The organism is Streptomyces sp. NPDC026575 (genome assembly GCF_055567415.1).
The window spans coordinates 192,079-204,241 of sequence record NZ_JBVHQM010000004.1; the positions used below are offsets into that span (position 1 = coordinate 192,079).

The following is a 12,163-nucleotide window of genomic DNA, read 5'->3' on the forward strand; positions in this document are numbered from 1 at the left end:
GATCGTGCGACACACCGGCCCAATTGGCGGATGGCCCCCTGCAAACCCCTCTACCGTGTGAGTTGTGAGAAGCAGCGGCCTCATCTACGCAGTCATCGTCGGGGCCTGGGCCGCCTACTTGGTGCCGATGTGGCTCCGTAGACAGGATGAGCTCAACGAGGCCCGTCCGACCGAGCGCTTCAGCACCGCCATCCGGCTGCTGTCCGGACGCGCGGGCATGCAGCGCCGCTACGACAAGGAGCGCGGGGAGTACCCCGCCGACGATGCGGGCGAGGAGCAGGACCCGGACGCCCCGGCCGACGAGGCCGCCGCCGGGCCCTTCGGCGACCCCGCGGCAGACGAGTCCGAGGCCCACCACACCCGGGTGCAGCCCGCCCCGCCGCGCCCGTCGCTCTCCGAGCGCGCCAAGCGGGCCAAGGTCCTCGCCCGCCGCCGGCGCACCATCACGGTCCTCTTCCTCGCCTTCACGGTCGGCGCCATCGTCGCCGCGGTGGGTGGCATCCCCTTCCTGTGGGCCCCCGCCCTGCCCGCCCTGCTGCTCACCGCCTACATCATTTACCTGCGCGCCCAGGAGCGCCGCCGCTTCACGTTCACCATGGACCAGCGCAAGGCGGAGGCGGCGGCGCAGCGGCTGCGGGAGGGCCGGCCCCGCCCTCGGCAGGCGGCCGACCAGCCGCCCGCCGACGACCACCCGGCCGACGCCCGCGCTGAGGTCCCGGTCGACGCCGCCCCGGAACCGCCCCGCGCCGCGCCGCCCGCGCACACCGCCGGCCGTCGGGCGGTGGTCGAGGAGACCGACCACGCCGAGTGGGTCGACCAGCAGCGCGAGCGCGAGCGCCCGCGCCCCGCGGCCGGCAGCTGGGAGCCGGTCCCGGTCCCGCTCCCCACCTACGTCACCGCCCCGGTCGCCCCGCGCGCCACCAGCCACGTCGATCTGGACGCCGACGACGCCTGGAGCTCCGCCCGCTCCAGCGCCGCCCCCGACCACCCCCAGCCCGACGCCCCGGCCCGCCGCCCCCGCGGCCGCACCCCCCTGTTCGACCAGTACGAGAACGAGGACCGCCCGCGCGCCGCGAACGAGTGACCCACGCCGCATCGGCCGCGCGGCACGCTCCTCCGCTGACCAGCATCGAAAGCGATTTCCGAGCACCGCGACCGGGATGCTAGAGTTTCACTCGTCGCAAGGGCCTGTGGCGCAGCTGGTAGCGCACCTCGTTCGCAACGAGGGGGTCAGGGGTTCGAATCCCCTCAGGTCCACCCTAGTGGTAACCAGCGAAGTAAAGCCCCCTCCGGGAAGATCCGGTGGGGGCTTTCTCGTGCCGTGGTGAGGGTCGGGCCCGGCCGATCATCCCGAGCGGCCGGTCGCGCCTCGCGGATGTCGTCGCGCCCGTGCTCCGGGCGATCTTCCTCGCCGGGATCAGCGGCGATCCCTCAAGTTCCCGATCGCGGCTTTCCGCCGGCGGTCGCACGGTGCCGACATCATGGGGCGTTTCGCATGCGAGATCGACGCCGGTCGAGCGCGAACTACTGTGTGAGGACGAGCCGCTGATGAAGCATCCGCCACACTTGGGCAGCCGGCGAGCGCCCGCGGGAAGAGCGGGCTTCCTGCGGCGCAGGCACCTTCGCCGTCAGTGCCGGGACCTTTTGCGGACCATCGACTTTCCCCGTCCTTTCGACATCGCGGTGCCGTGCCGCCAGTTGGGCGAGAGCCGCGACCGGCCTCTTCGTCTCGTTCCGGTGGCGCCGGCGGCCGAGGACCCCTGCGGTCTCCTGGTCTCCAGCCATGACGCGGATGATGTCTGCTACGAATCGGAGACCTCGGCCCTGCACCAAGTCCACGTCATTGCGAGGGCGTCAAGTGGCCGGTGGTGTGGGCCGGCGGTGTGGGAGCGGGGTGAGGGCCGGGAGGGGCGGTCGGGTGCGTCGGGGGTCCCGTGGGGCACCGCGGTGACGCCTCCGCGCTGGTGGTGGGACCGCTTCCGCACGACGACGCTCCCCTCCCGGCATCGCGGGCTTCTGCCCGGTCCAGTGTGGGGTACCCGGCGCGTCGAGGTATGCCCTTTTCGACCTGGTCCTTCGTGGTGGCAGGGTGTTGCCAGAAGGGGCGGATCAGGCCGGGAGATGTGCTGCGGCGAGGCAGAAGGCCACCCGGCGTGCCGGTGCGCGCAGCCCGCTCGTCACCGCGTACAGGGCGGCTTGGGTGCGGTCGGCCGCGCCGATCTTGGTGTAGATCGCGCTGAGGTGGTTCTTGACCGTCTTCTCCGAGATGCCGAGGTCACAGGCGATCATCCGGTTGGTCATCCCGCGGGTGACCAGCCGAAGGACGTCCATCTCCCGAACGGTCAGGCCGGCGGGCCGGCTGCGCGGTCCGGGGCGCCCCTCGGGGGCCGCCGTTTCCCGCTGGTAGAAGCGTCGCTCCTCGTCGCGGACGTCCGTCCGCGGGGCGCCGGTGCCGGCGGTGGCGAGGGCGAACATCGCCGCCTGGGTGCGGTCGGCCGCGCCGATCTTCGCGTAGATCGCGCTGAGGTGGTTCTTGACCGTCTTCTCCGAGATGCCCAGGCCGCGGGCGATCTGACGATTCGCCAGTCCCCGGGAGATGAGCCGGAGGACGTCGAGTTCACGAGGGGTGAGAGGGCCGCCGGCGGCCACCCGTTCGGTACAGCCGCGGTTGCCGCCTAAGGCGGGTGATCCTGCCACGCGTACGTTCTCCACATCGTTCCGTCTCTCTGCGGTCGGCATGCGACGATGATGGTCGGAGAAGTCGCCGGTGGGGGCGCCTGGAGCCGACGCTGACCACTTCCTGTCAGGGTGCGCGGAAGCGGCGCGCCGTCAGCGGCGCGACGGCCGGCACGGAGCCGCCGCAGGGTCATGTACGGTCGGGCTGCTTGGGCGGTAGCCCTTCCAGCAAGCGGAGTTGGGGCGGCGAGCCGGCCGAGCTGGGTGTCGGTCTCCGAGGCGGTCTCGTCGTCGAAGAAGCAGGCGGACTTCATATCGAAGAACCGCGCCAGCGCCTCCAGGTGGTGCATGCGCGGGTTGTCGCGGTCGCCCTTGCGCAGAGGCGATGTACTGCGGCCCCCCAAGGCAGCGCCGCCGCGGCGAGGAGGGCCGGCACGGTGTTCCTGCCGATGACCACCCTCCTCGCCGCGGCGAGCCTGATCGCGGGTCCGTTCGCCCTCCGGTGCGGTCAGCGGCCGCCCGCGAAACGAGCCGGGTCGAAGATCGAGAGATTCTGGCTTGCGGACCCCTTCGTCACGATCTCCATGACGGATTCGCCGATGGCCGGCAGGAACTTGAACGCATGGCCCGAGGTGCCGGCCGCCACGACGACCCGGCCGTGCGCGGAGGCCGGACCGATGACGAACGCCTGGTCCGGGGTGTTGTCGTAGAGGCAGACGGCGCTCTTGCGGTACCGGCCGCTCGCGCCGAGGCGGGGGATGCGGGTGCGCAGGAAGTCCTGGATCTCGGCGATCTCGCGCTGCTGCACATAGCGGTCCACGCCGTCCGCGTCGGTGGGTGTGCCGCCGCTGTGCACACCCGCCTTCACCCCGCCGTGCAGACCGTTCGCCGCCGGGTGCCCGTATCCGACCATGCCGTCGCCCTCCCAGATCCAGTACGGGAAACGACCGGGCTGGAAGTCCTGTGCGCCGCCGTCCGGCTCGAACCACAGCATGACCTTGCGCAGCACCTCCACGGGGAAGGTGAGCTCCGGCAGCAGGCCCGGCGACCAGCAGCCCGCGGTCACCACGACATGCCCGACGTCGTAGGTCCCGTGGTCGGTGGCCACCCGCGCGCCACCGGGGTTCTCGGTGATCTCCCGCACCGTCTCGTTGAAGCGCAGGTCGGCGGAGTGCCGCCGGGCGAGGGCCAGCCCGACCCGGACGGTCTGCTCGGGCTGGACGTAGCCGGAGCCCGGGTCGTACACCGCGACGCAGTCCGGTGCCGGCTCGAACTGCGGGTAGCGGGCGTGCACATCGTCCGCGGTGAGGTACTCGTGCTCCAGTCCGCACTTCTCGGCGCTCGCGCGGGCCGCGGGTATCAGGGCGCCGTCGGCGGGCCCCAGGCACAGGCCGCCGGTGCGGTGGAAGAGGCGCTCGCCGCTCGCCTCCTCCAGCTCCGACCACAGGGTGTAGGCGCGGCGCAGATACGGCACGTACTCGGGGCCCATGAAGTACGCCTGCCACACGCCGCGGGACTCGCCGTGGCTCGCGCCCAGGTCGTGGACCGGGCTGAAGCGCTCCAGCCCCAGCACCTTCAGGCCGGCCGCGGCCAGCGCGTGGGCGGCCGCGCTGCCGAGACCGCCCAGGCCGACGACGGCGACGTCATACTGCTTGCCCATTTCAGAGGCTCCCCTCGGACGGCCGGCCCTCGGTGCCGGTCCACCGCTCCATGGCGCACGCCAACTCCCGATGCGTTCCTTCGGGGCTGGCGGCGAAGTGCTCAGTGGTCTTGTCCTTCGTCTCCGGGTCCAGTTCCTGACTGAGTTTGAACATCCCGTCGACGTCTTCCACGTGCAGTTCGAACGCCCCCACCGCGGGCAGGATCTTGTCGAAGTAGTCGAGCGACCCGGTCATGTCCCACTGGCGCCCGAACCGGCCCTCCAGCTCGCGCACCGTGCGGTGGATGACGCGGCGGGTCTCCTCGCCGGCCGGCAGCGGCCGGATCGTCCCCCGCAGGTGGACGGCCGTGAAGTTCCAGGTGGGCGCGGCCGGTGTGTATCCGTAGACCTCGGGTGAGACATATCCGCCGGGGCCGCGGAAGATCAGCAGGGCGGGCTGCCCGGCCGAGAGGTGGCGCCAGTGCGGATTGGCCCGGTTCAGATGCCCGAGGACCCGGTGGCCGCGCAGATCCGCGGGCCCGTTGTCGACGGCGTCGGCCACGTCCTCGGGCAGCACGACCGGCAGGTGGGTGGCGAAGGGCACCGGTTCGGCTCCGGTGACGAGAGTGGCCAGCGGACTGGCGCGCACCGTGGCCACCGCTGCCGCCGAACTCCCCTTGTAATGTGCGGGAACGTACATCGCGCGGTCCTCCTTCGAGGCCGAAGTTCTGCGCCGGCGCCTAGAGGTGGCGCAGCAGGGAGTCGGCGACCTCTCCGGCCCGGACCGCCGTGTTGGACAGCAAGGTCGAGGACAGGCCGTGCGTGTGCTCGGTGGCGCCCTGCAGATAGATTCCGTAGCGCACCCCGCCCTCCATGTGGATCCGGTAGTCGCGGTCCACGCGCAGTCGCCCCGTGACATCGCGCTTGCACAGGCCGAGCAGCTCGGGGCTCAGCAACTCATCGGGCGGGACCGGGCGATAGCCGGTCGCGTACACCAGATAGTCGGACTCCAGGTTGCGTTTCTCGCCCGAGGTGAGGGATTCGACCGTCAGCGAGAGCGGGCTGTCGGCGCTCTCCTCGACGTCGATGAGGCAGGAGGTGTGGTCGATCAGCAACCGCTGCTCGGCGGTCACCTTCTCCTGGTACCAGATGCGGTACAGCTCCGAGATCAGCTCGTTGTCGACCACCGAGTAATTGGTGTTCCGATGCCGGTCGACGAGCATCTCCCGCACGGAATGCGGAGCCCGGTGGAAGTCGTCGACGGCGACCGGGTCGAAGATACGGTTGGCGAACGAGGAGTCGTCCGCGGGGCTGTATCCGTAGCCCGCGAAGACGGCCCGTACCTGCCCGTTGGGAAAGCGCTCGTGGAGGTGGGCGGTGACCTCGGCCGCGCTCTGGCCCGCGCCGACGACGGTGAAGCGCAGGGGCGCCGCGCGCGGTATGCCGTCGAGCCGGTGGAGCAGGCCGCTGCTGTGCCACACCCGCTCCGACTCCGCTACGCCGTCCGGCAGGGACGGCCGCAGACCGGGCGCCAGCACCACGTTCCTGGCCCGGCGCACGAGCTGCCGGGTGCCGTCGGAACCGGGTATGCCCAGGCGCACGACCAGCTCGTGCTGCTCCGCCGAGGCCGACGGCTCGATCGCCAGCACCTCATGGCCGTAGCTGACCTGGTCCGCCAGCGCGCCCGCGGCCCATTCCAGGTAGTCGTGGAATTCCACGCGGCTGGGAAAGAGGGCCTTGTGGTTGATGAAATCGACCATCCGGTCGCGGTCGTGCAGATAGTTGAGGAACGTGAATGCGCTGCGGGGGTTCCGCAGGGTCACCAGGTCCTTGAGGAAGTGCACCTGCATGGTGGCGTTCTTCAGCAGCATGCCGCCATGCCAGGAGAATCCGGGGTGTCGTTCGTAGAAGTGCACCCCGGACTGCGGTTGGGAGGTTTCGCGCAGAGCTATGGCGAGGGCCAGATTCGAGGGGCCGAACCCGACACCCAGTACGTCGAGCGGCGCTCGTTCCTCATCGGATAAGGAGGAAGTGGAGCGCCCTGTTTCCAGGCTTTCCGGCAAGACGTGCTCCAGGGGGTGATTACCTGAATGCTGAGGGCGTGAGCATTTCAGCATGAGCCTGCGGGAACGCCATCCGGCCGTCAAGGATCTTCGGTATGAGAAATTGGTCCTATACCGGTGGGTGGAGAATCTGGCTATTGTGCCGCCCGGCGCGGTGGGGGCCTGCGCGACGGGGCCTTGTGGCGTGCGGCCCTACGCGGCCAGGCGGGCCACCGCCTCGGCGACCGCTCCGGCACCGTCCTCGACGGCGAGGCGGCCGGCGGCGCTCCGGGCGCGTGCGCGGTGGGCGGGGTCGGCGGTGGCTCGGGTGAGGGCGTCGGCCAGCCGCTCGGCGGCGTGCTCGTCGGCCAGGTCCCGGAAGGGGATCGGGGTCGTGGCGGCGCCCATGGCGGCCAGCCGCGCGGCCCAGAACGGCTGGTCGGCGGTGACCGGCACGGGGACGGTCGGGACCGCGGCGCGCAGGCCCGCCGCGGCGGTGCCGGCGCCGCAGTGGTGCACCACGGCCGACATATGGGGGAAGAGCAGGGCGTGCGGAACCTCGCCGACGGTGAGGATGTCGTCCGTGGCGAGGGTGTCGGGGCCGGTGGTCAGACCGGCCCAGCCGGACTGGAGGACGCCGCGGGCCTTGGCGCGGCGCAGCGCCGCCACCGCCAGGGCGCCCAGCCGCTCGCCCGCGCCGCCCGCCATGCTGCCGAAGCCGATGAAGACCGGGGGCGGCCCGGCGGCGAGGAAGTCCCGTACCGATGAGGGAAGTTCGGCCTCGGGGGCGTGCCAGGGCCACCAGTTCCCGACGACGTCCAGGCCGCCGGGCCAGTCCTCGGGGCGGGGCACCAGGACCTCGCTGAAGCCGTGCAGGACCGGCCGGCCGGCTGCTTCGGCACGGCGGCGGAGCGTACGGGGCGTGGCGGGCGGCAGCCCGAGGCGGGTCCGCAGCTCGCGGCTCGCGTCCGCGTAGAGGCGGTCGACGACCCGGTGGGAGAGGCGGCCGACGGCGCGGTTGCCCCAGCGGCCCAGGGAGCGGGTGCCGCTCACGGGAGGGGCGAAGTCGCCGGTGGGGGCGTTGGGGTGGAGGGGGAGTTCCCAGCACGGGATGCCGTGTGCCTCGGCGAGGCTCCGGCCGAGCGGTGCGGTGGTGGTGGACGCCAGCAGCAACTCGGTGCCGTCGGTGGTGGCTTCGGCAAGGCCCGTGCCCAACTCCCGGATGAAGGCGGCCGCCCTGCGCAGGAGGGCGCGCCTGCCACCGGGTGAGGACTCCGGCGCCGGGCCGTCGCCGCCGCCGTCCGGACGCCCGGCGCGCGGATCGGCGGGCAGCCGGCGGAATTCCATCCCCGCGGCCCGTACGAGCGGGGCGTAGGCGTCGTGGGTGGCGAGGACGACGTCGTGGCCGGCGGCGCGGAGCCGGGCACCGAGGCCGGTGTAGGGGGCGACATCGCCGTACGAGCCGGCGGCCGCGATCACGATCTTCATGGGAGGTCAGCAGCCTTCACTGTGCGGGCCCCTGAGGCCGGGGCCGGAACCGGGATGTGCGGGGCGGTGGTGGGGCGGCCCGGCGCTCAGTCGCCGTCGGGCCTCGACTGCCGTACGGCGTTGGCGTGGACGGCCGTACGCAGGTAGGAGGCGAGTCCCGGGCGCTGTTCGCTCGGGGGGACGATCAGGGCGAAGGCCCGGGGATCGGCCGCGAAGTCGTCGGCGATCCGGCCGTGCATATCGGTGGGGCACGGGGTGAACCAGCGGCTGACGCTCTGCCGGTGCTCCTCCGCGAGGTCCATGGCGCGGTCGCCGTCCGCGGGGTCCCCCGCGTCGAAGGCGGCTCTCAGCCGTGCCCGCCACTCGGCGGCCTCGGCCATGATCTGCGCCCAGTCCTCCTTGGTGTGGGCGGCGGCGCTGGCCATGGAGCGCTGGTGCCCCGCACGGTCGTGCCACCTCAGCTGGGCGTCGGTGGCGTAGGTGAGGTCGAAGGCGATCTCGCCGAACACCTCGAACCGCTCCTCGGGCGACAGCTGCACGCCGGTCTGCTGGACCTCCATGGCCTGTTCGGCGACCTCGACGAGCCGCTGGAGTGCGGTGATCTGCTCGTTGAGCAGGCGGTGCCGGGCACGCAGCTGGTCCAGGGCGTTGGCCTGCGGGTCTTCGAGGATGGTGGCGATCTCGTCGAGCGGGAAGCCGAGTTCCCGGTAGAAGAGGATCTGCTGGAGCCGGGCGAGGTCGGCGTCGCTGTAGAGGCGGTAGCCGGCGGGGCTGCGGTCGGTGGGGGAGAGCAGTCCGGTCTTGTCGTAGTGGTGCAGGGTGCGCACGGTGATCCCCGCGGCGGCGGAGACCTGCCCGACCGAGTAGCCCACGCTCGGCGCCTTTCGTTCGTGGTGACGGGATGACGGCGACGCGGCGGAGCAGCCGTCCGCCTCGCCGCCCAGGCTGCGGCCCGACGTTACGTGAGGGTCAAGCGGGGCGGGGCGACGGGGACGCGGCGGGACGCAACGCGAAGGAGGGGCGGCCTCCCGTCAGGACGGCCACCCCTCCCCGCACTCCCGTACGTCTCACTCCTGCGCGTACCGCTCCTCCAGCACCGAGTTCACCAGCGCCCGGACGTCCTCCCGGTCCAGGCCCTCGGTCCGGGCCCGCGCCATCCAGGAGCGCAGCTCCTCGCGCAGCCGGGCGTCCGCCGCGGACTCGGGGCGGGCCAGTGTGCGGCTGACGAAGGTGCCCAGGCCGGGACGCGGCTCGACCAGGCCCTCGCGTTCCAGCTCGCGGTATGCCTTCAGGGTCGTATTGGGGTTGACCTTGGTCGTGGCGGCGACCTGCGCGGCGGTCGGCAGGCGGTCGCCCTCCACGAGGATGCCCAACCGCAGTGCCTGGTGGACCTGTTGGACGATCTGGAGGTAGGTGGCGACACCGCTGCGGCGGTCTATGCGGAACTCGACGACGCTCACCACCTCTCTTCTTCTCTCGCCCGTAGGGCCGATGCTCGCGCCCCTAGGGCAGCCGATCGGGCCGGTGGCTGCGCCGCCGCAGCTCGGCCCCCCGACCGCTCGATGATCCGGCCGCCGGTGCCGGGTGTCAAAGCGCCGCCCGGTGTGTGCCGCGCCCGGCCGTTCAGAGCGGCCGCCGATGGGCCCGCCACACCACGAACGCCAGCACCACGGCGGTCAGCGCCAGCAGGATCCCCGCGCCCAGCCACTGCATCCCGGCCATCTGCTCGTAGTCGAAGTACTGGGTCACGCGGTTGACGATGCCCAGCTTGGCCCGGCAGGCCGCGGTATCGCCGTTGACGCAGGTGCCGTAGCCGTAGAGCCTGCCGTCGGCGGTGGACACCCAGTCGTCGATGCGTACGGAGCCGAGCGGCAGATCGGGGCCGCGGCCGTCGTACGGATAGCTGGCGCTGCGCAGCGTGCCGAGGCGGTCGCGCACCTTCTCGCTCCAGACCAGGTAGGCGCCCAGGGCGAAGACGGCGGTGGCCGCCATCGCCGGCACCGTCCGCTTGACCAGCATGCCGATGGCGATGCCGCAGGCGGTCAGGAAGAGGGTCCTGGCGACCGGTATCGGGCCGGTGGTCTCGAAGGCGCCGCCCGTCAACCAGTCGCCCTGGAGGGCCAGATTGCGGGCCGGCGTCCACAGCCAGGTGAAGGCGGCCGACAGCAGGGTGGTGCACAGCGTGGCGACGGCCAGCGGCAGGCCGAGCGTGGCGGCGATCCAGCGGCCGCGGCTGACCGACTGGGTGGTGACCAGCTTGAGGGTGCCGTGCTCCTGCTCGGCGGCGATCAGCGGTGCGCCGAGGAAGACGCCGACGATGAGCGGCGCGTACTGCAGCAACGAGACGTCGAAGTCGAAGTCCGAGGCGAAGTGGTTGTGGAACTCGTTGGCCAGCTGGCCATCCGCGTCCGGCGTGGCGCCCTTGAGGTCCAGGAACTCCATCACGCCGATGCGCTGGTAGGCGAAGAGCACACAGGCCGCGACCGTGACCAGCAGGCCGGTCCGCAGGAAGGCGCGGTGGCGGTGCCAGACCAGCCAGGGCAGACCGCGCAGCAGGGCGCGGCGGGGGGTGTCCGCGGCGGCGGACGCGGGCCGGTCGGCTGTGGGGGCCGCGGCCGCGGCGTCGTGGGTGGTGTCGTTCGGGTTCATGCCGCCGCCTCCCGCGTTCCGCCGTCGATCCGGGCCCCGTCGGCGATCAGGTCGGGCGCCTCGGGCGAGCGCAGATAGGCCAGCAGGACCTCCTCCATGCTCGGCGTCAGGGCCTCCCAGCCGTCACCGACCGGTCCGCCGGGCCGGATCAGCGCGCTGAACTGCCGTCCGGTGACCCGGGACTCGACGACGGTGTGCGCTCGCCGCAGCTCCTCGGGCACACCGCCCTCTGCGTCGGCGACGCCCGTCACCAGCAGATGGGAGGGCACCAGCTCCTCGGTCGGGCCCGCCATCCGCAGCCGTCCCTCGGCGAGGACGACGAGGTAGTCACACATCTCCTCCATCTCCGAGAGCATGTGGGACGACATCAGCACGGTCGTGCCGTGCTCGGCCGCCTCGGCCATCAGCAGGCCCGACAGCTCGTGCCGGGCGAGCGGGTCGAGGTCGGACATCGGCTCGTCGAGCAGCAGCAGCTCCGGCCGCTTGCCGAAGGCGAGGGCGAAGGCGACGCGGGTGCGCTGGCCGCCCGAGAGGGTGCCGATCCGGGCGGCCAGCGGCACGTTCCCGGACCGTACGATCCGCTCGGCCAGCGGCTGGTCCCAGCGCGGGTTCAGCTCACGGCCGAGCCGCAGGGTGTCGGCCACGGTGAAGCGCGGGTAGAGCGGCTTGTCCTGCGCGAGGAAGGCGATCCGCTCCAGGGCGGCCGGGTCGGAGACCGGGACGCCGAACAGGCTCAGCGTCCCGGTGGTGGGCTGCACCAGCCGGGTCGCGGTGCCCAGGAACGTGCTCTTGCCCGCGCCGTTGGGGCCGACCAGCGCGCAGATACGGCCGGCGGGGAGCCGGAAGGAGCAGTCCCGCAGCGCCCACCCGCGGCGGTACTTCTTCCCCAGTCCTACCGCCTCGATGGCCCATGGGCTCGGGTCGCTCACCCGAATCCCCCCTTTAGCTAGTTCATTAGTGGAATGAGTATGGGGAGCGGCCCGGACGCCTGTCAACAAAGCCGGTGAGCGGGCGGGGGCGGGCGGGAGCGCCCCTCAGTCAGCCGTCCCCGTCAGCGGTTTCGCCATGCACCGGCTCTCCTCGTACGTCCGGTAGAGGCCGAACTTCTCCACCAGCGCATAGCCGCAGGACGCGTACAGCGCCAGCGCCTCCGGCTGCTTGATACCGGTCTCCAGCACCATCCGGGACCGCCCAGCGGCCCGCGCGTCCGCCTCCAGCGCCTTCAGGATCCGCCGCGCCAGCCCCCGGCCCCGCGCCTCGGGCAGCACGAACATCCGCTTGATCTCGGCGTCCCCGACCGCGTACCCCTTGCCGGTGTCGTCCTGCACCCGCCAGCCCCCGCTGGCCAGCGCCCGGTCGCCCTCGTACGCGATCAGATATGCGCCGCGCGGGGGACTGAACATCTCCGGATCCAGCGGCGTCATATCGCCGTCGCCGTAGCGCCGGGCGTACTCCTGCTGGACCAGCCCGTCGAGGGCGACGGCGTCGGGGTGGTCGTAGCGGACGGCGCGTATCTCGACGGGGGGTGTCCCGGTGGGGCGAGTCTCCATGCCATGAAGCGTACGGGTGTGCGAGTGGCGGGTGGGGCGGGACGGGAAAGCGACCCGGGTCACCCCGAGCCGGGGTGCCCGGCCGTCATCGGGGCGGACACCGGTATGGGAGCCTGGCC

Annotated in this window: 11 protein-coding genes and 1 tRNA gene; 2 read left to right on the forward strand and 10 right to left on the reverse strand. The window is 72.2% G+C overall.

The genetic code is table 11. The features are described 5' to 3' along the window. The first annotated feature begins 64 nt into the window (after positions 1-64). On the forward strand, positions 65-1,084 hold the full coding sequence (gene sepX / locus ACZ4NB_RS07045; protein WP_467658910.1) for a divisome protein SepX/GlpR: 1,020 nt from the start codon (positions 65-67) through the stop codon (positions 1,082-1,084). Positions 1,085-1,184: 100 nt separating this feature from the next. Further along, positions 1,185-1,257, forward strand: a tRNA-Ala gene (locus tag ACZ4NB_RS07050). A gap of 852 nt (positions 1,258-2,109) precedes the next feature. On the opposite strand, the gene ACZ4NB_RS07055 is transcribed toward ACZ4NB_RS07050, so the two are convergent. The 10 genes from ACZ4NB_RS07055 to ACZ4NB_RS07100 form a co-directional block, all read right to left on the reverse strand. Then, the gene (locus tag ACZ4NB_RS07055) at positions 2,110-2,697 is read right to left on the reverse strand and encodes a response regulator transcription factor (protein WP_467658912.1); all 588 of its coding nucleotides are present in this window, start codon (positions 2,695-2,697) and stop codon (positions 2,110-2,112) included. A 487-nt stretch (positions 2,698-3,184) separates the two neighbouring features. Beyond that, positions 3,185-4,336 (reverse strand): N-methyl-L-tryptophan oxidase, encoded by a 1,152-nt coding sequence (solA, locus tag ACZ4NB_RS07060; protein ID WP_467658914.1) that lies wholly within the window; start codon positions 4,334-4,336, stop codon positions 3,185-3,187. A gap of 1 nt (position 4,337) precedes the next feature. Next, positions 4,338-5,015 carry an FMN-binding negative transcriptional regulator gene (locus ACZ4NB_RS07065; protein ID WP_467658916.1) on the reverse strand — a complete coding sequence of 226 codons (678 nt, stop codon included), beginning with the start codon at positions 5,013-5,015 and terminating at the stop codon, positions 4,338-4,340. Positions 5,016-5,055: 40 nt separating this feature from the next. Then, positions 5,056-6,432, reverse strand: coding sequence for a lysine N(6)-hydroxylase/L-ornithine N(5)-oxygenase family protein (locus tag ACZ4NB_RS07070; RefSeq protein WP_467658918.1), 1,377 nt, complete (start codon positions 6,430-6,432; stop codon positions 5,056-5,058). Between the two features lie 138 nt (positions 6,433-6,570). Further along, positions 6,571-7,845 carry a glycosyltransferase gene (locus tag ACZ4NB_RS07075; RefSeq protein WP_467658920.1) on the reverse strand — a complete coding sequence of 425 codons (1,275 nt, stop codon included), beginning with the start codon at positions 7,843-7,845 and terminating at the stop codon, positions 6,571-6,573. A gap of 86 nt (positions 7,846-7,931) precedes the next feature. Beyond that, the gene (locus ACZ4NB_RS07080) at positions 7,932-8,717 is read right to left on the reverse strand and encodes a MerR family transcriptional regulator (RefSeq protein ID WP_467658922.1); all 786 of its coding nucleotides are present in this window, start codon (positions 8,715-8,717) and stop codon (positions 7,932-7,934) included. 195 nt (positions 8,718-8,912) lie between these two features. Beyond that, on the reverse strand, positions 8,913-9,308 hold the full coding sequence (locus tag ACZ4NB_RS07085) for a GntR family transcriptional regulator (RefSeq protein ID WP_399146712.1): 396 nt from the start codon (positions 9,306-9,308) through the stop codon (positions 8,913-8,915). Positions 9,309-9,468: 160 nt separating this feature from the next. Next, positions 9,469-10,494, reverse strand: coding sequence for an ABC-2 transporter permease (locus tag ACZ4NB_RS07090; RefSeq protein ID WP_467658924.1), 1,026 nt, complete (start codon positions 10,492-10,494; stop codon positions 9,469-9,471). Further along, complete coding sequence (locus ACZ4NB_RS07095) at positions 10,491-11,423, reverse strand: ABC transporter ATP-binding protein (protein WP_467658926.1); 933 nt, start codon at positions 11,421-11,423, stop codon at positions 10,491-10,493. The genes ACZ4NB_RS07090 and ACZ4NB_RS07095 overlap by 4 nt, the downstream gene beginning before the upstream one ends. A gap of 105 nt (positions 11,424-11,528) precedes the next feature. Next, positions 11,529-12,044, reverse strand: coding sequence for a GNAT family N-acetyltransferase (locus tag ACZ4NB_RS07100; protein WP_467658928.1), 516 nt, complete (start codon positions 12,042-12,044; stop codon positions 11,529-11,531). Positions 12,045-12,163 lie beyond the last annotated feature (119 nt).